Annotated in this window: 20 protein-coding genes; 16 read left to right on the plus strand and 4 right to left on the minus strand. The window is 63.0% G+C overall.

All coding sequences use genetic code 11. The features are described from left to right. Nucleotides 1-25: 25 nt before the first annotated feature. The 12 genes from pdhA to AMK05_RS10330 all read left to right on the plus strand — a co-directional run bounded on the left by pdhA (nucleotide 26) and on the right by AMK05_RS10330 (nucleotide 9,760). The gene (gene pdhA / locus AMK05_RS10275; RefSeq protein ID WP_064838360.1) at nucleotides 26-1,072 is read left to right on the plus strand and encodes a pyruvate dehydrogenase (acetyl-transferring) E1 component subunit alpha; all 1,047 of its coding nucleotides are present in this window, start codon (nucleotides 26-28) and stop codon (nucleotides 1,070-1,072) included. 16 nt (nucleotides 1,073-1,088) lie between these two features. After that, nucleotides 1,089-2,480: a pyruvate dehydrogenase complex E1 component subunit beta gene (locus AMK05_RS10280; RefSeq protein WP_064838361.1), complete on the plus strand. Its 1,392-nt coding sequence runs from the start codon at nucleotides 1,089-1,091 to the stop codon at nucleotides 2,478-2,480. 10 nt (nucleotides 2,481-2,490) lie between these two features. Then, on the plus strand, nucleotides 2,491-2,793 hold the full coding sequence (locus AMK05_RS10285; protein WP_064838362.1) for a hypothetical protein: 303 nt from the start codon (nucleotides 2,491-2,493) through the stop codon (nucleotides 2,791-2,793). A gap of 1 nt (nucleotide 2,794) precedes the next feature. Then, nucleotides 2,795-4,147, plus strand: a complete 1,353-nt coding sequence (locus AMK05_RS10290; RefSeq protein WP_064838363.1) for a pyruvate dehydrogenase complex dihydrolipoamide acetyltransferase — start codon at nucleotides 2,795-2,797, stop codon at nucleotides 4,145-4,147. Nucleotides 4,148-4,166: 19 nt separating this feature from the next. Beyond that, complete coding sequence (locus AMK05_RS10295; RefSeq protein WP_064838364.1) at nucleotides 4,167-4,808, plus strand: SGNH/GDSL hydrolase family protein; 642 nt, start codon at nucleotides 4,167-4,169, stop codon at nucleotides 4,806-4,808. Nucleotides 4,809-4,810: 2 nt separating this feature from the next. Next, nucleotides 4,811-5,392: a GNAT family N-acetyltransferase gene (locus tag AMK05_RS10300; protein WP_064838365.1), complete on the plus strand. Its 582-nt coding sequence runs from the start codon at nucleotides 4,811-4,813 to the stop codon at nucleotides 5,390-5,392. Nucleotides 5,393-5,409: 17 nt separating this feature from the next. Then, nucleotides 5,410-6,855, plus strand: coding sequence for a dihydrolipoyl dehydrogenase (lpdA, locus tag AMK05_RS10305; protein ID WP_064838366.1), 1,446 nt, complete (start codon nucleotides 5,410-5,412; stop codon nucleotides 6,853-6,855). A 92-nt stretch (nucleotides 6,856-6,947) separates the two neighbouring features. Next, nucleotides 6,948-7,202, plus strand: a complete 255-nt coding sequence (locus AMK05_RS10310; RefSeq protein ID WP_003573335.1) for a GlsB/YeaQ/YmgE family stress response membrane protein — start codon at nucleotides 6,948-6,950, stop codon at nucleotides 7,200-7,202. Nucleotides 7,203-7,216: 14 nt separating this feature from the next. Beyond that, nucleotides 7,217-7,465, plus strand: a complete 249-nt coding sequence (locus AMK05_RS10315) for a GlsB/YeaQ/YmgE family stress response membrane protein (RefSeq protein WP_012483689.1) — start codon at nucleotides 7,217-7,219, stop codon at nucleotides 7,463-7,465. A gap of 46 nt (nucleotides 7,466-7,511) precedes the next feature. Further along, nucleotides 7,512-8,483, plus strand: coding sequence for a lipoyl synthase (lipA, locus tag AMK05_RS10320; protein ID WP_064838367.1), 972 nt, complete (start codon nucleotides 7,512-7,514; stop codon nucleotides 8,481-8,483). A gap of 221 nt (nucleotides 8,484-8,704) precedes the next feature. Then, entirely contained in the window at nucleotides 8,705-9,298 is a 594-nt protein-coding gene (locus AMK05_RS10325; protein WP_064838368.1) for a hypothetical protein, read from the plus strand. A 9-nt stretch (nucleotides 9,299-9,307) separates the two neighbouring features. After that, nucleotides 9,308-9,760, plus strand: coding sequence for a type II toxin-antitoxin system RatA family toxin (locus AMK05_RS10330; RefSeq protein ID WP_064838369.1), 453 nt, complete (start codon nucleotides 9,308-9,310; stop codon nucleotides 9,758-9,760). An 18-nt stretch (nucleotides 9,761-9,778) separates the two neighbouring features. Here AMK05_RS10330 and AMK05_RS10335 read toward each other — a convergent pair whose 3' ends face one another. Together AMK05_RS10335 and AMK05_RS10340 are read right to left on the minus strand one after the other, a co-directional pair. Then, nucleotides 9,779-10,279: a CinA family protein gene (locus AMK05_RS10335; protein WP_064838370.1), complete on the minus strand. Its 501-nt coding sequence runs from the start codon at nucleotides 10,277-10,279 to the stop codon at nucleotides 9,779-9,781. Further along, complete coding sequence (locus AMK05_RS10340) at nucleotides 10,276-11,496, minus strand: bifunctional 2-C-methyl-D-erythritol 4-phosphate cytidylyltransferase/2-C-methyl-D-erythritol 2,4-cyclodiphosphate synthase (RefSeq protein ID WP_064838371.1); 1,221 nt, start codon at nucleotides 11,494-11,496, stop codon at nucleotides 10,276-10,278. Before AMK05_RS10340 ends, AMK05_RS10335 begins: the two co-directional genes overlap by 4 nt. 145 nt (nucleotides 11,497-11,641) lie before the next feature. Between AMK05_RS10340 and dusB the strand changes: the two genes are divergently transcribed. The 4 genes from dusB to AMK05_RS10360 all read left to right on the plus strand — a co-directional run bounded on the left by dusB (nucleotide 11,642) and on the right by AMK05_RS10360 (nucleotide 16,789). After that, nucleotides 11,642-12,658 carry a tRNA dihydrouridine synthase DusB gene (gene dusB, locus AMK05_RS10345; RefSeq protein WP_171899774.1) on the plus strand — a complete coding sequence of 339 codons (1,017 nt, stop codon included), beginning with the start codon at nucleotides 11,642-11,644 and terminating at the stop codon, nucleotides 12,656-12,658. Continuing rightward, a complete protein-coding gene (locus AMK05_RS10350) occupies nucleotides 12,655-13,809 on the plus strand; it encodes a two-component system sensor histidine kinase NtrB (RefSeq protein WP_064838373.1) in 1,155 nt (384 codons plus the stop codon). The genes dusB and AMK05_RS10350 overlap by 4 nt, the downstream gene beginning before the upstream one ends. Continuing rightward, entirely contained in the window at nucleotides 13,806-15,257 is a 1,452-nt protein-coding gene (gene ntrC, locus AMK05_RS10355) for a nitrogen regulation protein NR(I) (RefSeq protein WP_064838374.1), read from the plus strand. The genes AMK05_RS10350 and ntrC overlap by 4 nt, the downstream gene beginning before the upstream one ends. A 542-nt stretch (nucleotides 15,258-15,799) precedes the next feature. Then, nucleotides 15,800-16,789, plus strand: a complete 990-nt coding sequence (locus tag AMK05_RS10360; protein ID WP_064838375.1) for a potassium channel beta subunit family protein — start codon at nucleotides 15,800-15,802, stop codon at nucleotides 16,787-16,789. Nucleotides 16,790-16,914: 125 nt separating this feature from the next. Here the strand turns inward: AMK05_RS10360 and AMK05_RS10365 are convergent, their stop codons facing one another. Continuing rightward, nucleotides 16,915-18,237 carry a D-serine ammonia-lyase gene (locus AMK05_RS10365; protein ID WP_064838376.1) on the minus strand — a complete coding sequence of 441 codons (1,323 nt, stop codon included), beginning with the start codon at nucleotides 18,235-18,237 and terminating at the stop codon, nucleotides 16,915-16,917. A gap of 34 nt (nucleotides 18,238-18,271) precedes the next feature. Next, the gene (locus AMK05_RS10370; protein WP_064838377.1) at nucleotides 18,272-19,030 is read right to left on the minus strand and encodes an amino acid ABC transporter ATP-binding protein; all 759 of its coding nucleotides are present in this window, start codon (nucleotides 19,028-19,030) and stop codon (nucleotides 18,272-18,274) included. Between the last annotated feature and the right edge of the window lie 18 nt (nucleotides 19,031-19,048).

Genomic DNA, 19,048 nt, shown 5'->3' on the forward strand with positions numbered 1-19,048 from the left:
ACCGACAAACCATAGGGAGGGTTGAATGGCGCCGCGAAAGACCGCGACGGTTTCCAGCCGGAAAACATCAGCAAAACCTGCAGCGAAAGCATCGAACGGAGGCCCTGTCGCCGACTTCGATCGCGACGAGGAGCTCAAGGCCTATCGCGAGATGCTGCTGATCCGCCGCTTCGAGGAGAAGGCCGGCCAGCTTTACGGCATGGGTTTCATCGGCGGCTTTTGCCACCTCTACATCGGTCAGGAAGCTGTCGTCGTCGGCATGCAGATGGCGCAGAAGGAAGGCGACCAAGTCATCACCGCCTATCGCGACCACGGCCACATGCTGGCCACCGGCATGGAAGCGCGCGGCGTCATGGCCGAACTGACTGGCCGCCGCAGCGGCTATTCCCACGGGAAGGGCGGCTCGATGCACATGTTCTCGAAAGAGAAGCATTTCTACGGCGGCCACGGCATCGTCGGCGCCCAGGTCTCGCTCGGAACCGGTCTTGCCTTCGCCAATCATTATCGCGGCAACGGCAACGTCTCGATCGCCTATTTCGGCGATGGCGCCGCCAACCAGGGCCAGGTCTACGAGAGCTTCAACATGGCGGCTCTCTGGAAGCTGCCGATCGTCTATATCGTCGAGAACAACCGTTATGCCATGGGCACCTCGACGGCCCGCGCCACCGCCCAGTCGAACTACTCGCTACGCGGCTCCGGCTTCGGCATTCCCGGCATCCAGGTCGACGGCATGGACGTGCGCGCCGTCAAGGCGGCCGCCGACGAGGCGCTCGAACATTGCCGCTCCGGCAAGGGCCCGATCATTCTCGAAATGCTGACCTATCGCTATCGCGGCCACTCCATGTCCGATCCGGCGAAATATCGCTCGAAGGAAGAAGTGCAGAAGATGCGCTCCGAGCAGGATCCGATCGAGCAGGTCAAGGCGCGCCTCATCGAAAAGGGCTGGGCCTCCGAAGACGATCTGAAAGCGATCGACAAGGATGTCCGCGACATCGTCGCCGACAGCGCCGATTTCGCCCAGGCCGATCCGGAGCCGGATGCATCCGAGCTCTACACCGACATTCTGCTTTAATCGGGGGAGGGAACCCATGCCTATCGATATCCTCATGCCCGCCCTCTCTCCGACGATGGAAGAAGGCACGCTGTCCAAATGGCTGAAGCAGGAAGGTGACAAGGTCACCTCAGGCGACGTGATTGCCGAAATCGAAACCGACAAGGCGACGATGGAAGTCGAAGCTGTCGACGAAGGCGTCATCGGCAAGCTGCTCGTCGATGCCGGCACCGAAGGCGTCAAGGTCAACACCAAGATCGCCGTGCTGCTGCAGGATGGCGAATCGGCCGACGCGATTTCCACTGCGCCTGCTGCTGCTCAGCCAGTCGCTGCTCCGCAGGTTGCCCAGGAAGAAAAGCCGACCAACACCGGTTCGGCTGCTGCTCCCGTTCCGGCCGAGCCGAAGGTTGCCGTTCCGAACGATCCGGAAATCCCGGCCGGCACCGAAATGGTGTCGATGACCGTGCGCGAAGCGCTCCGCGACGCCATGGCCGAAGAAATGCGCGCCAGCGACGACGTCTTCGTCATGGGCGAGGAAGTCGCCGAATATCAGGGCGCCTACAAGGTCACCCAAGGCCTGCTGCAGGAATTCGGCCCCCGCCGCGTCATCGATACGCCGATCACCGAGCACGGCTTTGCCGGCGTCGGCGTCGGCGCCGCCATGGCCGGCCTTCGCCCGATCGTCGAATTCATGACCTTCAACTTCGCCATGCAGGCGATCGACCACATCATCAACTCCGCCGCCAAGACGCTCTACATGTCCGGCGGCCAGATGGGCGCTCCGATCGTCTTCCGCGGCCCGAATGGTGCGGCCGCCCGCGTCGGCGCCCAGCACAGCCAGGATTATGCGGCCTGGTACAGCGCGATCCCCGGCCTGAAAGTCGTCATGCCTTATACGGCGTCCGACGCCAAGGGCCTGCTGAAGGCAGCGATCCGCGATCCGAACCCGGTCATCTTCCTCGAAAACGAAATTCTCTACGGCCAGCATTTCGATGTGCCGAAGCTCGATAATTTCGTGCTGCCGATCGGCAAGGCCCGCATCCATCGTCCGGGCAAGGACGTCACGGTCGTCTCCTTCGGCATCGGCATGACCTATGCGATTAAGGCGGTTGCCGAACTCGAAAAGCTCGGCATCGACGTCGAACTGATCGACCTTCGCACCATCCGCCCGATGGACCTTCCGACGGTCATCGAATCGGTCAAGAAGACCGGCCGTCTCGTCACAGTCGAGGAAGGCTATCCGCAGTCGTCGGTCGGCACCGAGATCGCCACCCGCGTCATGCAGCAGGCCTTCGACTATCTCGATGCGCCGATCCTGACGATTGCCGGCAAGGACGTTCCGATGCCTTACGCCGCCAATCTCGAAAAGCTGGCGCTTCCGAACGTCGGCGAAGTCGTCGATGCGGTGAAGGCTGTTTGCTACAAATAAGGGGCGGGTGATGGCCGTGATGAAAGATGTCAGGCGCATTGCTTGGTCGATCTATTGGAAGTTGGTTTTACTCAGCGCCATCTGCGGTTTTGTTGCCGGTGCAGCTTTTGGGTTCGTTTTAGGGGTTGCTGGTGGGATTGCTGGCATACCTCGGGAGACGATAACTCCGTTTCTGCAATGGGGTGGTGCTATTAGCGGTCTGATCGCAAGTTTTTTTGTGTTCAACTTTATTTTGGCACGCACAATTGGAAAGTCGATTGGCGGGCGGCAGCTTGAACTCGCCGTTGCCGGTTCGCTCAGGGAGGGCCACTAATATGCCGATCAATATCACGATGCCCGCCCTCTCTCCGACGATGGAAGAAGGCAATCTGGCCAAGTGGCTGGTCAAGGAAGGCGACACGGTTAAGTCTGGCGATGTGATCGCCGAGATCGAGACCGACAAGGCGACGATGGAAGTCGAAGCCGTCGATGAAGGCACGGTCGCCAAGCTCGTCGTTGCGGCCGGCACCGAAGGCGTCAAGGTCAACGCGCTGATCGCCGTTCTCGCCGCCGATGGCGAAGATGTCGCCGCTGCCGCAAGCGGCGCCGGTTCGCCCGCTCCGGCAAAGGCTGAGGCCGCCCCGGCTGCGAAGGCCGAGGCTGCTCCGGCCCCGTCCGCTCCGGCTGCTGCACCGGCGCCTGCCGCGGCCCCCGCCTCGGTTTCATCAAACGGCAACCGTACCTTCTCTTCGCCGCTCGCCCGCAGGCTCGCCAAGGAGGCCGGTATCGACCTTTCGGCGGTCGCAGGCTCCGGCCCGCATGGCCGCGTCGTCAAGAGCGATGTCGAAGCCGCCGTTGCCGGCGGTGGCGCCAAGTCAGCGCCCGCACCGGCCGCTGCTGCTCCGCAGGCCGCCGCAGCTGCGGCTCCGGCCGCTGCAGCGCCGAAGGGCGCTTCCGAGGACGCCGTGCTCAAGCTCTTCGAGCCGGGCTCCTACGAGCTCGTGCCGCATGACGGCATGCGCAAGACGATCGCCCGCCGTCTGGTCGAATCCAAGCAGACGATCCCGCATTTCTATGTCAGCGTCGATTGCGAGCTCGATGCTCTGATGGCGCTGCGCGCCCAGCTGAACGATGCGGCGCCCCGCAAGGACAACGCTCCGGCCTACAAGCTCTCGGTCAACGACATGGTGATCAAGGCCATGGCGCTGGCACTGCGCGACGTTCCCGACGCCAACGTGTCGTGGACAGACAGCAACATGGTCAAGCACAAGCACGCCGATGTCGGCGTCGCCGTCTCGATCCCCGGCGGCCTGATCACCCCGATCATCCGCAAGGCCGAGCAGAAGACCCTGTCCGCCATCTCCAACGAGATGCGCGACCTCGGCAAACGGGCCAAGGACCGCAAGCTGAAGCCCGAAGAATATCAGGGCGGCACCAGCTCGGTCTCCAATATGGGCATGATGGGCGTGAAGAACTTCGCGGCCGTCGTCAACCCGCCGCATGCGACGATCCTGGCGGTCGGCGCCGGCGAGCAGCGGGTCGTCGTCAAGAACGGCGAAATGGCAATCGCCACGGTGATGTCAGTCACGCTGTCGACCGACCATCGCTGCGTCGACGGCGCGCTCGGCGCCGAGCTGCTCCAGGCCTTCAAGGGCTATATCGAAAACCCGATGGGCATGCTTGTCTGATAGCGAAGCGGAGGCGGAAATGACCAAGACCGTTCTTTGCTATGGCGACTCGCTGACCTGGGGTTATGACGCCGATACGATCGGCCGTCATGAGTACAAAAACCGTTGGCCGAGCGTGCTTCAGGCGGCGCTCGGCAGCGAGGCGCGCGTCATCGCCGAAGGCCTCAACGGCCGCACCACCGCTTTCGATGACCATCTCGCCGATTGCGACCGCAACGGCGCGCGCGTCCTGCCGACGATCCTGCAGACGCATGCGCCGCTCGACCTCGTCATCCTCCTGCTCGGCACCAACGACATGAAGCCGGTCGTGGCGGGTTCGGCCTTTGCCGCCTGCCAAGGCATCAGCCGGCTGGTGCGGTTGATCCGCAACCACGCCTGGCCCTTCGAATTCGATGGGCCGGAGATCCTGATCGTGGCGCCGCCGGCAATCTGCGCGACGGGCAATGTGCCCTTCGCCGCATCCTTTCCCGGCGGCATCGATGAATCGGCCAAGCTTGCGACACTCTATCGTGATCTTGCGGACGAACTCGGCTGCGGTTTCTTCGACGGCAATTCCGTCGCCAGGACCACGCCGATCGACGGCATTCACCTCGATGCGGAGAATACCCGTGCGCTGGGGCGTGGGCTGGAATCGATCACGCGGATGATGCTGGGGATCTGAGCATGACCGCCTTCATCGCCCTGCGGCAGGCCTCGCGGCGGGATGCCTCGGAGCTGGCGATTCTGGCGGATATCGCATCGCATGGGTTTGCCTCCTGGCTCTGGTTTGCCGATGTTGCGAATGGTGTGAGCGACACGCCTTTGGAGCGGGGGCGGCTGAAAATGAGCGAGGAGGAGGCTGTCGGCGGCTGGCGGGATGCCGTCATCGCCGAGGCCTATGGCGAGGTTGCAGGCGTGGCGATCGGCCATGCGCTGGAGGTCGGCATAGGTGATATCGAGGCGACGATCCCGGCGACAGAGCCGATGCTCGCCTTGCAGAAGACGGTGGTGGGAAGCTGGTTCATCGGCAGTCTCGGCGTCTATCGCCACCTGCGCGGCATCGGCATCGGGCGCAGACTGCTGGAGGATCAGATCGACAGGGCCGATCGCCGGCCCGTCAGTCTCATTACCGCAAGTAATAACGAGGCGGCTTTGTCGCTTTATGGACGAAACGGATTTTTGGAGGCTGCGCGCGCCGATGCCGTGCCGCTCTTCGACAACAGCAAGAGCCACGCGTGGGTGCTCATGACCCGCAGCGCAGCGTAACAAAGGGCAGGACACACATGGCTGAATCCTACGACGTCATCATCATCGGCTCTGGTCCCGGCGGCTATGTCGCCGCCATCCGCGCCAGCCAGCTCGGCCTGAAGACCGCGATCGTCGAGCGCGAGCATATGGGCGGCATCTGCCTGAACTGGGGCTGCATCCCCACCAAGGCGCTGCTGCGCTCGGCCGAGGTTCTGGATCACGCCAACCACTTCAAGGATTTCGGCCTGGTTCTCGAAGGCACGGTCAAGCCGGATGCCAAGGCCGTCGTCGGCCGCTCGCGCGCCGTCTCCGCCCGTCTGAACGCCGGCGTCGGCTTCCTGATGAAAAAGAACAAGATCGACATCATCTGGGGCGAGGCGAAGTTAACGAAGCCCGGCGAAATCGTCGTCGGCAAGTCGTCGAAGCCCGTGGTCGAGCCGCAGCATCCGCTGCCGAAAAACGTCAAGGGCGAGGGCACCTATACCGCCAAGCACATCATCATCGCCACCGGCGCCCGTCCGCGCGCGCTGCCCGGCATCGAGCCGGACGGCAAGCTGATCTGGACCTATTTCGAGGCGCTGAAGCCGGATGCGTTGCCGAAGTCGCTGATCGTCATGGGCTCGGGCGCGATCGGCATCGAGTTCGCCAGCTTCTACCGCTCGATGGGTGTCGACGTCACGGTCGTCGAAGTCATGCCGACCATCATGCCGGTCGAGGATGCCGAAATCACCGCCATCGCCCGCAAGCAACTGGAAAAGCGCGGCCTGAAGATCTTCACCAGCGCCAAGGTCACGAAAGTCGAGAAGGGTGCGGGCAGCATCACCGCCCATGTCGAGACATCAGACGGCAAGGTGCAGCAGATCACCGCCGACCGGATGATCTCCGCCGTCGGCGTTCAGGGCAACATTGAAAATCTCGGCCTCGAGGCGCTCGGCATCAAGACCGACCGCGGCTGCGTCGTCGCCGACGGTTACGGCAAGACCAATGTCGCCGGCATCTATGCAATCGGCGATGTCGCCGGCCCGCCGATGCTGGCGCACAAGGCCGAGCATGAGGGTGTGGTCTGCGTCGAGAAGATTGCCGGCCTGCCGAATGTTCACCCGACCGACAAGGGCAAGGTTCCCGGCTGCACCTATTGCAACCCGCAGGTCGCCTCCGTCGGGATCACCGAAGCCAAGGCCAAGGAGCTCGGCCGCGACATCCGCGTCGGCCGCTTCTCCTTCGCCGCCAACGGCAAGGCGATCGCGCTCGGCGAAGACCAGGGCATGGTGAAGGTGATCTTCGACAAGAAGACCGGCGAACTGCTCGGCGCCCACATGGTCGGCGCCGAAGTCACCGAACTCATCCAGGGCTTTGTCGTGGCGATGAACCTCGAAACAACAGAGGAAGAGCTGATGCACACGATCTTCCCGCATCCGACCGTCTCCGAAACGATGAAGGAAGCGGTGCTCGATGCCTATGGCCGTGTGCTGAACGCTTGATAATTTCCGGGGCCGCCCTCTTTGTCCGGGGTGGAAATTTACTCCAGGAGTGGAAAGCCACTCCGGGGTGGAAAAGATGAAAGGAAATTATCATGTCTATGGAGACGCAGGCGTTGCTGGTGTTTTTGCTGATCGGCCTTGTTGCAGGCTTCCTCGCTAGCCTCGTCGTCGGTGGCGGCGGCCTGATCCGGTGCCTGCTGAGCGGCATCATCGGTGCCTTCGTCGGCGGCTACCTGTTCAGCGCGCTCGGCATTTCGCTGGGCATTGACAACGCGCTGGTCGTGCAGATCATCCACGCCACCGTCGGCGCCATCATCGTGGTGCTGATCGCCAGGGCGGTCGCTTAAGGGGTAGGGCAGGCATGGAAGGCGTGGGCTGGATTTCGGCAATCATCATCGGTGGCCTTGCAGGCTGGCTCGCCGGCAAGCTGATGGAGGCGCGATACGGGATTTTCCTGAACATCGTGCTCGGCATCGTCGGCTCGGTTGTCGCCACCGCCATCCTCGCCCAGTTCCATGTCCAGCTCGCCGGCGGACGGCTCGGTTATTTCGTCACGGGTTTCCTTGGCGCCTGCCTGCTGATATTCCTTGCGCGGCTGGTGCGGCGCTAGCTCCTGATGATTTGCCGCATAGGGGCGGTAGAAAGCTGAAACTGCAATGGTGACCATTCTCGACACGATCAATCCCGACGCCAAGCGCGTGCGCCATCCGGAGAAGGCGCATCGGCCGGATACGGAAGTCATGCGCAAGCCGGACTGGATCCGCGTCAAGGCGCCGACTTCCAAGGGTTATGCCGAAACGCGGGCGATCGTGAAGGAGCACAAGCTCGTCACCGTCTGCGAGGAGGCCGGCTGCCCGAATATCGGCGAGTGCTGGGACAAGAAGCACGCCACCTTCATGATCATGGGCGAGATCTGTACCCGCGCCTGCGCCTTCTGCAATGTCGCCACCGGCAAGCCGAACGCGCTCGATATGGCCGAGCCGGAGAATGTCGCCAAGGCGGTCAAGGAAATGGGCCTCAGCCACGTCGTCATCACCTCGGTCGACCGCGATGACCTCGAGGATGGCGGCGCCGAACATTTCGAAAAGGTGATCTGGGCGATCCGCGCCGCTTCGCCGGCAACGACGATCGAGATCCTGACGCCGGACTTCCTGAAGAAACCGGGGGCCTTGGAACGCGTCGTCGCCGCCAAGCCCGATGTCTTCAACCACAATATGGAAACGGTGCCCGGCAACTATCTGACGGTTCGCCCCGGCGCCCGCTATTTCCACTCCATCCGTCTCTTACAGCGGGTGAAGGAACTCGACCCGACCATGTTCACCAAGTCGGGCATCATGGTCGGCCTTGGCGAGGAGCGCAACGAGGTGCTGCAGCTGATGGATGACCTGCGCACCGCCGATGTCGACTTCCTGACGATCGGCCAGTACCTGCAGCCGACCCGCAAGCACCACAAGGTCGAAAGCTTCGTCACCCCCGAGGAATTCAAGTCCTACGAGACGGTCGCCTACAGCAAGGGCTTCCTGATGGTCGCCTCCAGCCCACTGACCCGCTCCTCCCACCATGCCGGCGACGACTTTGCCCGGCTGAAAGCGGCGCGCGAAAAGAAGCTGCTGATGGCGGCTGAGTAAGGGTTCGCGCTCCGCGACAGGAGAATATCCTCGCCCTCGCGATCGCCGCATGCCCCTCATCCGCCTGCCGGCACCTTCTCCCCGTAAACGGGGCGAAGGGGATATGCCGCACCCGCCTCCTCAACTTTAACGCTGCGTTTGGCGCGTCCCCTCTACCCGTTTACGGGGAGAGGGTTAGGGTGAGGGGCAGCCTTTGGCGCAGACGGACCGAGGACGACACGATGGACCAGGGAGCAGAGCTGCCGCCGCATCAGACGATCACCGACATCGAACAGGCTGCGGAGCATATCCGTAGAGCCGGACGCATCCTCGTTGTGGGCTGCTCAGGCGGCGGAAAATCCACTCTGTCGCTGAAGATTGCTAGGCGCTTCGGGCTTTCCTATATCTCGCTCGACCGCGACGTTTTTTGGCTTCCCGGCTGGGTGACGCGAGACAGGGCGGAGCAACGACGTATCATCGCCAGCCGGATCCTCGAAGAACGCTGGATCATGGACGGCACCAATCCATCCTCGTTGGACATTCGCATGCCGCGGACCGATTTCGTCCTCTGGCTCCGAATGCCGCGACTTCTCTGTATCTGGGGCGCGATCAGCCGGTGGGCGAAATGGATCGGTCATACCCGCCCCGAGATGGCTCCGGGCTGTGCTGATAAAATCGATTTGGAATTCCTGCGCTTTATTTGGACATTCGAGGGGAAATTCGTGCCGCGTATTGCTGCGGGCATTGCTGAACATGGCCCCGACGTGCCCGTGTTCCAGCTAAAATCCCGTCGTCAGATGCGTGAGCTTCTTGATCTTCTCGGCCGGCCCGCTTAATTGCCGCCTATGCCGCAATTCGAAACCCATCGTCCTGTCCCGCACACGCCCGATCAGATGTTCGACCTCGTCGCCGATGTCGAGCGCTATCCCGAATTTCTGCCGCTCTGCGAGGCGCTTGCCATCCGGAGCCGCAAGGAGCGCGACGGCAAGATCCTGCTCGTCGCCGATATGACTGTGGGATACAAGGCGATCCGCGAGACCTTTACGACGCAGGTGCTGTTGAACCGGGCCGAGCGCGTCATCGAGGTCAAATATATCGACGGCCCGTTCAGATATCTCGACAACCGCTGGCATTTCGACGAGACGCCGACCGGCGGCTGCACCGTCGATTTCTTCATCGACTACGAATTCAAGAGCCGCATTTTGGGCGCGCTGATGGGCTCGATGTTCGACCGCGCCTTCCGCATGTTCACCGAAGCCTTCGAGACGCGCGCGAGCAAGATCTACACGGCGGCCTGAGGGGCGGCTGCAGCACCGTCAGGGCGTCAGGAGCGAGCGCACCATCTCCAGCGCCGTCCGGACCGTTGCCAGCCGAACTTCGCTGCGGCCGATATCGCCATAGAGCATTTTCCGATGGATGAGCGTGCCGGCGCGCGATTTGGCGGCGAGATGCACGAGGCCGACCGGCTTTTCGGCCGATCCGCCGCCGGGGCCGGCAATACCGGTGACGGCCACCGCGATGTCGGCGCGCGAGCGGAAGAGGGCGCCATGCACCATCTGCCGCGCCGTTTCCTCGGACACCGCCCCGAAACGCAGCAATGTTTCCGCCTGCACCCCAAGCAGCTCGGTCTTTGCCGTGTTGGTATAGGTGACGAAGCCGCGGTCGACGACCGCCGACGATCCCGATATCTCGGTCAGCGCGCCTGATATCAGCCCGCCGGTGCAGGATTCGGCGGTCGAGATCATCAGCCCCGCGGCTGTGAAGTCACGGATGATTGTCTGCGCCGCCGACCGAATGTCCTCGGGAAAAAGGCTCATCGTTTCCCCCCGCGATAGACGACGGTCGCCGTGGCGATCGCCGCGATGCCTTCGCGCCGGCCGACGAAGCCGATCGTCTCGTTGGTTGTCGCCTTCACCGAGCAGCGCTCGATCTCGATGCCGAGATACTCCGACAATTTCGCCCGCATGGCCTCGCGATGCGGGCCGACCTTCGGCGCTTCGGCGATCAGCGAGACATCGGCATTCATGATCGTGCCGCCGCGCTCGCGCACGATCCGCGCGGCATGCTCGATGAAGATGCGCGACGCCGCCCCCTTCCATTGCGGGTCGGAGGGCGGGAAATGGTCACCGATATCGCCGGCGCCGCAGGTGGCGAGCAGCGCATCCGTCAGCGCATGCAGCGCGACGTCGGCATCCGAGTGGCCTTTCAGCTTCTGGTCGTGCGGAATGAACACGCCGCAGAGCGTGACGCCATCGCCCGCTACGAGCTGATGCACGTCGTAGCCATTGCCGGTGCGCACATCGGGAAGCAGCGACGTCGACAGTTTATCGTCGGCCATGGCGATATCCTTCTTCACCGTCAGTTTGACGTTATCGGCCGTGCCCTCGACGATCGTCACCGGAATGCCCGCCCATTCCGCGATCGAGGCATCGTCGGTGAAATCGCTGCGCCCGCTCGCCGCTGCCTTTTCATGCGCGTCGAGGATCGTTTCGAAAGCGAAGGATTGCGGCGTCTGCGCGGCGTAGAGGTGCTCGCGCGACACCGTCGTCAACACGGCGCCGATGCTGTCGGCGCGTTTCAGCGTGTCGGTCACGGGTGTCGCCGGCAGGACAGCGGCCGCGCCGTCGCCGAGGTTCTCGGCGATGCGGTCGAGAAGCACATGGTCGAAGAACGGCCGCACCGCGTCATGGATCAGCACATGGCTGATTTGCTTGCCCTTGAGATGTCGCAGCCCCGCCAGCACGGATTGCTGCCGGGTCGCCCCGCCATGCACGGTTTCGATCGGGGTTGCCGAGACGATGTGGCGCAACGCCTTTGCAAACAGTGCCTCGTCATCAGGATGAATAACGACGACGATCTCGGTCGCCGGCCCCCACGTCATGAAGTTTTCAAGCGTATGGGCGATAACCGGCTTGCCGCCGATCAGGCGATATTGCTTGGGGCCTTCCTCGGAGGAGCCTGCACGCTCGCCGCGGCCGGCGGCGACGATGACAATTCCAGCCGATATCGGTTGCTTAGAAGGCATTTGCAGCATAAATCCCCTAAATTATGCGGAATTGACCCGAGTGCTCTAACGTCTTGCTTTGGCCTTTTCCAGCATCTGCCCGAAAAATATCGATTTCGATCTGAGCCCCCTTGGCAAGCCGGGGAACAATGGCTAAAAATCATGCAGTTCTATAGTGTGCCCGAAAGATAATCATTTGATTTCCAAGGACCTCGCAGCGCCTTTCCGAATCGGATCCGTATCCGTGCGGAACCGCGTCGTGCTGGCGCCGATGTCCGGCGTCACGGACATGCCCTTCCGCGAGCTCGCCTGGCGCTTCGGCGCCGGCCTCGTCGTCACCGAAATGGTGGCGAGCCGCGAACTGGTCAACGACACAGCCGAATCCTGGTCGCGGCTCACAGCCGCAGGCTTCCGGCCGCACATGGTGCAGCTCGCCGGCCGGGAGGCGCACTGGATGGCGGAGGCGGCGAAGATCGCTGCCGATCATGGCGCCGATATCATCGACATCAACATGGGCTGCCCGGCAAAGAAGGTGATCGGCGGTTACTCCGGCTCGGCGCTGATGCGCGATCCCGATCACGCGCTCGGCCTCATCGAGGCGACGGTCAAGGCCGTCGATATTCCCGTGACGCTGAAGATGCGCTTGGGCTGGGACGAGAATTCGATCAATGCGCCCGAGATTGCGCGCCGCGCCGAGGCGGCCGGCATTCAGCTCGTGACCATTCATGGGCGCACGCGCATGCAGTTTTATGAAGGCCGTGCCGATTGGGACGCGATCCGTCCCGTCCGTGAAGAGATCTCCATTCCGCTGATCGCCAATGGCGATGTCGAAACCGCCGAGGACGCGCAGGAAATATTGCGCCGTTCCGGCGCCGATGCCGTGATGATCGGCAGGGGCTGCCAGGGCAGGCCGTGGCATGCCGGTGTGCTTGCCGGTGCGACCGAGCCTCCGCGACACGAGATCGCCGATATCGCCGTCGAACATTACACGATGATGCTGGATTTCTACGGCGAGGCGGTGGCGACCCGCCATGCCCGCAAGCATCTCGGCTGGTATCTCGAGCGTTTCGCCCCTGATCTCGCCGGCGGCGATAAGGCGGCGATCATGACCTCCCGCGATCCGCGCGAGGTGGCCGCACGCCTTTATCAGGCATTGGCATCGGGTGTTGTCGACAGCCGGGAGGCGGCATGACGAAGGATACGACTTCTCCGCCCGATCACGCCGGCGGAACCGTTGCCATGGCCGTGCTCAACGCCATCCAGAACCCCGTCGTGATGGTCGACGAATCCGGCTTCGTCGTTTTCGCCAATTGGGAGGCGGAGGCCTTCTTCGGCGCCAGCGCCCCGCATCTGGCGCGTTATCGCATCTCCACCTTCATTCCCTTCGGCAGCCCGCTGCTCGCCCTGATCGACCAGGTGCGGGAGCGCAAGGCGCCGGTCAACGAATATCGCGTCGACCTGAGTTCGCCCCGCCTCGGCCAGGACAAGCTCGTCGATCTCTACGTCGCCCCGGTGCTCAGCGAGCCCGGCGCCGTCGTCATCGTCTTTCAGGAACGCTCGATGGCCGACAAGATCGACCGGCAGCTGACGCATCGCGCCGCCGCCCGTTCGGTGACCGGTCTCGCCTCGATGCTGGCGCATGAGATCAAGAACCCGCTCTCCGGCATCCGCGGCGCCGCCCAGCTGCTCGAACAGTCCGCAGTCGACGACGACCGGGCGCTGACCCGGCTGATCTGCGACGAGACCGACCGCATCGTCTCGCTGGTCGACCGCATGGAAGTCTTTTCCGACGAGCGCCCGGTCGACCGCATGCCGGTCAATATCCATTCCGTGCTCGATCACGTGAAGGCCGTCGCCAAGGCGGGATTTGCCCGCAACATCCGCGTGACCGAGAGTTATGACCCGTCGCTGCCGGCCGTCTATGCCAATCGCGATCAGCTCGTCCAGGTCTTCCTCAATCTGGTGAAGAACGCCGCCGAAGCGGTCGGCGATCGGCCGGACGGCGAGATCCTGCTGACGACGGCCTATCGTCCCGGCATCCGTCTCTCCGTTGCCGGCACCCGTGAAAAAATCTCGCTGCCGCTGGAGTTCTGCGTGCACGACAATGGCCCCGGCGTTCCCGCCGATCTGCTGCCGCACCTCTTCGATCCCTTCATCACCACCAAGACGAACGGCAGCGGCCTCGGCCTGGCGCTGGTCGCCAAGATCATCGGCGATCACGGCGGCATCATCGAATGCGACAGCCAGAACAGCCGCACGACATTCCGCGTTCTCATGCCGGCGTCGAAGGACGCCTCGCTTGAAGACGCCTCTTCCGCAAGCTCGACAGGACCTTCTCGATGACAGCCACGATCCTCGTTGCAGATGATGATGCGGCCATCCGGACCGTGCTCAACCAGGCTTTGAGCCGCGCCGGCTACGATGTTCGCATCACCTCCAACGCCGCTACCCTCTGGCGCTGGATTTCGGCGGGCGAGGGCGATCTGGTCGTCACCGACGTGGTGATGCCCGACGAGAACGCTTTCGACCTCTTGCCGCGCATCAAGAAGGCGCGCCCTGACCTGCCGGTTCTCGTCATGAGCGCGCAGAACACCTTCATGACCGCCATCAAGGCCTCGGAGAAGGGCGCCTACGACTATCTGCCGAAGCCCTTCGACCTGACCGAGCTGATCGGCATCATCGGTCGCGCGCTCGCCGAGCCGAAGCGCAAGCCCGCCAAGCTCGAAGAGGACATGCAGGACGGCATGCCGCTCGTCGGCCGCTCGGCGGCGATGCAGGAAATCTATCGCGTGCTCGCCCGCCTGATGCAGACGGACCTGACGCTGATGATCACTGGCGAATCCGGCACCGGCAAGGAACTTGTCGCCCGGGCGCTGCATGATTACGGCAAGCGCCGCAACGGCCCGTTCGTGGCGATCAACATGGCGGCGATCCCGCGCGACCTGATCGAATCGGAACTCTTCGGCCATGAGAAGGGCGCCTTCACCGGGGCGCAGACCCGCTCGACCGGCCGCTTCGAGCAGGCCGAAGGCGGCACGCTTTTTCTCGATGAAATCGGCGACATGCCGATGGACGCCCAGACGCGGCTTCTGCGCGTGCTGCAGCAGGGCGAATACACCACCGTCGGCGGCCGCACGCCGATCCGCACCGACGTGCGCATCGTCGCCGCCACCAACAAGGATCTGAAGCAGGCGATCAATCAGGGCCTGTTCCGCGAAGACCTCTATTACCGCCTCAATGTCGTGCCGCTGCGCCTGCCGCCGCTGCGCGACCGCGCCGAGGATATTCCCGATCTTGTGCGCCATTTCATCCAGCAGGCCGAAAAGGAGGGCCTCGGCTCCAAGCGTTTCGATCAGGAAGCGCTGGAACTGATGAAGGCCTATGCCTGGCCGGGCAATGTGCGCGAGCTGGAAAATCTCATCCGCCGGCTGATGGCGCTCTATCCGCAGGACGTGATCACCCGCGAGATCATCGACGCGGAACTGCGCTCCGACGTGCCCGATAGCCCGATCGACAAGGGGCCGATCCGCAGTGGCTCGATGACGATCGCGCAAGCCGTCGAGGAGAATATGCGCACCTATTTCTCCGGCTTCGGCGACAACCTGCCGCCGCCCGGCCTCTATGACCGCGTGCTGACGGAAATGGAATATCCGCTGATCCTTGCGGCACTCACGGCAACGCGCGGCAACCAGATCAAGGCGGCCGATCTTCTCGGCCTCAACCGCAACACCCTGCGCAAGAAAATCAGGGAACTCGGTGTCTCGGTCTATAGAAGCTCGCGCACGGCCTGAATGAAAACTGGCTGAATAAAAAGAGGGCGGCGGGCCCTCATGTTGCCCACCGCCCACTTCCTCCCGGCGTCCGCCGCCACGGTCGGGAAGAGAATTGAATCTAGCCGAGCCGGGTCGCGGTTTATATCCGGGCGGACAAACAAAAGCGCAGTGTCATTCAACGGTCACATCGCGTTTGCGAGGTGCGGTTGGCCGCCGGGCGAATGTCATTGAAGTTGCTGCGGTCGTAGCCGCCGCGCCTGTGGATAGGCTGTGGATAACAGGTGGATGACAGGGGGCGGTCGGCGGCCAATAACGTCCCTGTTCCATTTGCATGTTGCCAATCCGTTCCGAATCTCGTCATCTGCCGTTGCTGCTGTCGACCTCCGCCGCAAACGTCGTCGATTGCATGCTACGGGCGCTCCGGCCGATGTCGTTGAGCGCCCTTTTTCTTTGAGGAAACTCCTCGCATATCGTCGCCCACGCCATAGGTTACGCGAGTCGGTCGTCGATCGATCGCACAATGCCGGCGACCGGCCGGCACATTTTTCGGGAGCTGCATGATGGAATATCGTCGTTTGGGAAAGTCGGGCCTGCAAGTGAGCGAGTTCTCCTTCGGCTCATGGGTGACATTCGGCAAGCAGGTCCATGGAGGCGACGCCGTCGACCTCATGAAGCTTGCCTATGACAATGGGGTGAATTTCTTCGACAATGCCGAAGGCTATGAAAGCGGCAAGTCCGAGATCGTCATGGGCGAGGCGTTGAAATCGCTCGGTTGGAGCCGCGACAGCTTCGTCGTCTCCAGCAAGGTCTTCTGGGGCGGCCAGAAGCCGACGCAGCGCGGCCTGTCGCGCAAGCATGTGACCGATGCCTGCCATGCGGCATTGAAGCGGCTTCAGGTCGATTACCTCGATCTCTATTTCTGCCACCGCCCGGATATCGACACGCCGGTCGAGGAAACGGTCCGGGCGATGCACGATCTCGTTGCCCAGGGCAAGGTGCTCTATTGGGGGACGTCGGAATGGTCGGCGCAGCAACTGACGGAAGCCTATGCCGTGGCGCGCGATCTGCGCATCACGCCGCCGACGATGGAGCAGCCGCAGTACAATATCTTCGAACGCCAGAAGGTCGAATCCGATTATCTGCCGCTCTACGATCTCATCGGCCTCGGCACCACCATCTGGTCGCCGCTCGCTTCCGGCGTCCTGACCGGCAAATACAATAACGGGGTGCCGGCCGACAGCCGCATGAACCTGCCGGGCTACGAATGGCTGAAAGAGAAGTGGTCCAGCGACGCCGGCCGCGCCCAGCTCAAACAGGTTGGCGAACTCGCCAGGCTCGCCGACGAGATCGGCCTGTCGATCACCCATCTCGCTCTGTTGTGGTGCCTCGCCAACCGCAACGTCTCCACCGTCATTCTCGGCGCCTCGCGCGCCAGCCAGTTGCAGGACAATCTCGCGGCGCTGTCCCACAGGCAGAAGATGACGCCTGAGGTACTGGACCGGATCGACGGGATCGTCGGAAACAAACCGGAAGGCCCGCGTCGATTCTAGAAGCTGTCGCGCGAGACTGTGCGCTGACGACCTGCATGAAAACAGAGACCTGAAGGCTGCGGCATCAGGTCGACAGGCGCGGATCGCTCCCGACCCGCGCCTGTGGCACCATTCGGCATGCGGGACTAAGTGAGGGCTTCGGCCTGATGGAGGAAGTTCTGGAACTGCTCCTCCGGGACGAACGAGCCGCCTGTTGTCCAGAGCACGTGCGTCGCCCGCGACATCTTCTCCTCGATGCCGTTCAGGGTTTGGAAACGCCGGCCCTCCTTATGGCGCAAGAGGAAGTCCGGGCCGAGCAGGGCGGCGGCCGCCGAAGGCTCCAGCTTCTGCCTTTGGGTAATCCACGCCATGCGAAGCAGCTTGAACAGATCGTCGTCGGCGGCCGTGTAGACGCCGGCGAGCATCTCGCGCATCACCTTGGCCACGAAGGCCGACATGCGGGCGACGGCCATGCCGTCGGCTTCGGTCTTGTTGGTCAGGCCGACGTCATAGACCGACACCAGCTCCTGCGAACCCGACATCATGTGGACGAGGGCGCAGGGCGACTGAACCGGCTCGACGAAGAAGGCGTGCACATGGTCGCCGAAGATCGCCTTGGCGCCGAAGGCGACGCCGCCCGGTGCGCCGCCGATGCCGCAGGGCAGGTAGAGGAACAGCGGATTTTCGTCATCGATCGTGATCCCACGCTCGTCGAGTTGCGATGCCAGCTCCGACGCCGCTGCGCTGTAACCGAGGAACAGGTGCCGGGACTGTTCGTCGTCGACGAAATAGATCGTCGGATCGGCGTCGGCGATGTCGCGGGCGTTTTCGACGGCTGTCGTGTAATCCGCCTCGTGCTGGATGACATCGACGCCGAGCTTCCGCAGGCGCTCGACCTTCCAGGCCTTGGCGTCGGACGACATGTGAACCGTGGCTTTGAAGCCGAGCGCACGCGCGGCGATGCCGACGCTCAAGCCGAGATTTCCGGTGCTGCCCACCGCCACGGTATAGCCGGAGAATAAGGAGCGGGCCTCTTCGGTTGCCAGCTTTCGGATATCCTCGCCGTCAGCGAGCAGTCCCTTCTGACGGGCGAGACTTTCGGCAAACAGGAAAACCTCGTAGACGCCGCCGCGCGCCTTGATGGAGCCGGCAACCGGCAGGTGGCTGTCGGCCTTGATGAAGACGTTGCCGAACTCTCTCGTTCGATAGCCGAGCGCCTCGCGGAGTTCCTTGAGTTCGACCAGTTCGGAGCGGACCTCGCCGCCCGTATCCTTCAGTTCCGGAAAGCATTCGGCAAGAAGCGGCGCCAAGCGCTGCCAGTTCTGGCGCGCGCTCTGCACGTCGGCCGGTGAAACCGGCAGGTCCGAGGTATCGATCGCCTGTTTCCGGTAGGACGGATTGAGCCAGAGGGTCGGTCGGCCCGAGAGAACATCATCGCGAGCGGGATCACTGGGCAGTATCGTGTTCATGGACATTTCCATTCGTGAGCCGGGCTGCGGTTGGTCAGTGTCTTAGGACGCGGGCGAGGAAAGAGCGAGCCCGGTCGTTTTTCGGATTGTCGAAAAACTCGTCCGGCTTCCCGATCTCGATGATCGAGCCCTGGTCGATGTAGACGACGCGGTCGGCGACCTCTCTTGCGAACCCCATTTCATGGGTCACCACCATCATCGTCATGCCCTCGGTGGCCAGTTCCCGCATGACGTCGAGGACTTCGCCGACCATTTCCGGATCAAGCGCGCTGGTGGGCTCGTCGAACAGCATCAGATGCGGTTCCATGGCGAGTGAGCGGGCGATGGCAACGCGCTGCTGCTGGCCGCCGGACAGCTGGCCCGGATATTTGTGCGCATGCGCCCTGAGGCCGACGCGGTCGAGGAGCTTCATGGCGGTCGCTTCGGCCTCTTCCCGCGACTTTTTGCGGACCCGCATCGGCGCGATGGTGATATTGTCCAGCACAGTTTTGTGCGGGAACAGGCCGAATTGCTGGAATACCATGCCGACGCCCTTGCGGATCGCCGCGAGTTCGCGTTCTCCGCCGAGCTTCCGGTCGGCCTCGACCGGCATGTCATAGCCGTCTACGACGAGGCTGCCGTTCTGGTACATTTCGAGGCCGTTGACGCAGCGGATGAGGGTCGATTTTCCTGAGCCGCTGGCCCCGAGGATGACCATGACTTCGCCGCGAGTGACGGCGAGATCGATGTCCTTGAGCACATGGTGGGCACCGTAGAACTTGTTCATGCTTTTCATTTCGACGATGGCGTTCATCGTGATGTCTCCGTGTTG

The organism is Rhizobium sp. N324, from assembly GCF_001664485.1.
In the GTDB taxonomy this organism is placed as follows: Bacteria; Pseudomonadota; Alphaproteobacteria; order Rhizobiales; family Rhizobiaceae; genus Rhizobium.

Excerpts from the sequence above, each read along its gene's own strand:
- pdhA (WP_064838360.1), top strand. The coding sequence starts at position 26 with ATGGCGCCGCGAAAGACCGCGACGGTTTCCAGCCGGAAAACATCAGCA.
- AMK05_RS10280 (WP_064838361.1), top strand. The coding sequence starts at position 1,089 with ATGCCTATCGATATCCTCATGCCCGCCCTCTCTCCGACGATGGAAGAA.
- AMK05_RS10285 (WP_064838362.1), top strand. The coding sequence starts at position 2,491 with ATGGCCGTGATGAAAGATGTCAGGCGCATTGCTTGGTCGATCTATTGG.
- AMK05_RS10290 (WP_064838363.1), top strand. The coding sequence starts at position 2,795 with ATGCCGATCAATATCACGATGCCCGCCCTCTCTCCGACGATGGAAGAA.
- AMK05_RS10295 (WP_064838364.1), top strand. The coding sequence starts at position 4,167 with ATGACCAAGACCGTTCTTTGCTATGGCGACTCGCTGACCTGGGGTTAT.
- AMK05_RS10300 (WP_064838365.1), top strand. The coding sequence starts at position 4,811 with ATGACCGCCTTCATCGCCCTGCGGCAGGCCTCGCGGCGGGATGCCTCG.
- lpdA (WP_064838366.1), top strand. The coding sequence starts at position 5,410 with ATGGCTGAATCCTACGACGTCATCATCATCGGCTCTGGTCCCGGCGGC.
- AMK05_RS10310 (WP_003573335.1), top strand. The coding sequence starts at position 6,948 with ATGTCTATGGAGACGCAGGCGTTGCTGGTGTTTTTGCTGATCGGCCTT.
- AMK05_RS10315 (WP_012483689.1), top strand. The coding sequence starts at position 7,217 with ATGGAAGGCGTGGGCTGGATTTCGGCAATCATCATCGGTGGCCTTGCA.
- lipA (WP_064838367.1), top strand. The coding sequence starts at position 7,512 with ATGGTGACCATTCTCGACACGATCAATCCCGACGCCAAGCGCGTGCGC.
- AMK05_RS10325 (WP_064838368.1), top strand. The coding sequence starts at position 8,705 with ATGGACCAGGGAGCAGAGCTGCCGCCGCATCAGACGATCACCGACATC.
- AMK05_RS10330 (WP_064838369.1), top strand. The coding sequence starts at position 9,308 with ATGCCGCAATTCGAAACCCATCGTCCTGTCCCGCACACGCCCGATCAG.
- AMK05_RS10335 (WP_064838370.1), bottom strand. The coding sequence starts at position 10,279 with ATGAGCCTTTTTCCCGAGGACATTCGGTCGGCGGCGCAGACAATCATC.
- AMK05_RS10340 (WP_064838371.1), bottom strand. The coding sequence starts at position 11,496 with ATGCTGCAAATGCCTTCTAAGCAACCGATATCGGCTGGAATTGTCATC.
- AMK05_RS10350 (WP_064838373.1), top strand. The coding sequence starts at position 12,655 with ATGACGAAGGATACGACTTCTCCGCCCGATCACGCCGGCGGAACCGTT.
- ntrC (WP_064838374.1), top strand. The coding sequence starts at position 13,806 with ATGACAGCCACGATCCTCGTTGCAGATGATGATGCGGCCATCCGGACC.
- AMK05_RS10360 (WP_064838375.1), top strand. The coding sequence starts at position 15,800 with ATGGAATATCGTCGTTTGGGAAAGTCGGGCCTGCAAGTGAGCGAGTTC.
- AMK05_RS10365 (WP_064838376.1), bottom strand. The coding sequence starts at position 18,237 with ATGAACACGATACTGCCCAGTGATCCCGCTCGCGATGATGTTCTCTCG.
- AMK05_RS10370 (WP_064838377.1), bottom strand. The coding sequence starts at position 19,030 with ATGAACGCCATCGTCGAAATGAAAAGCATGAACAAGTTCTACGGTGCC.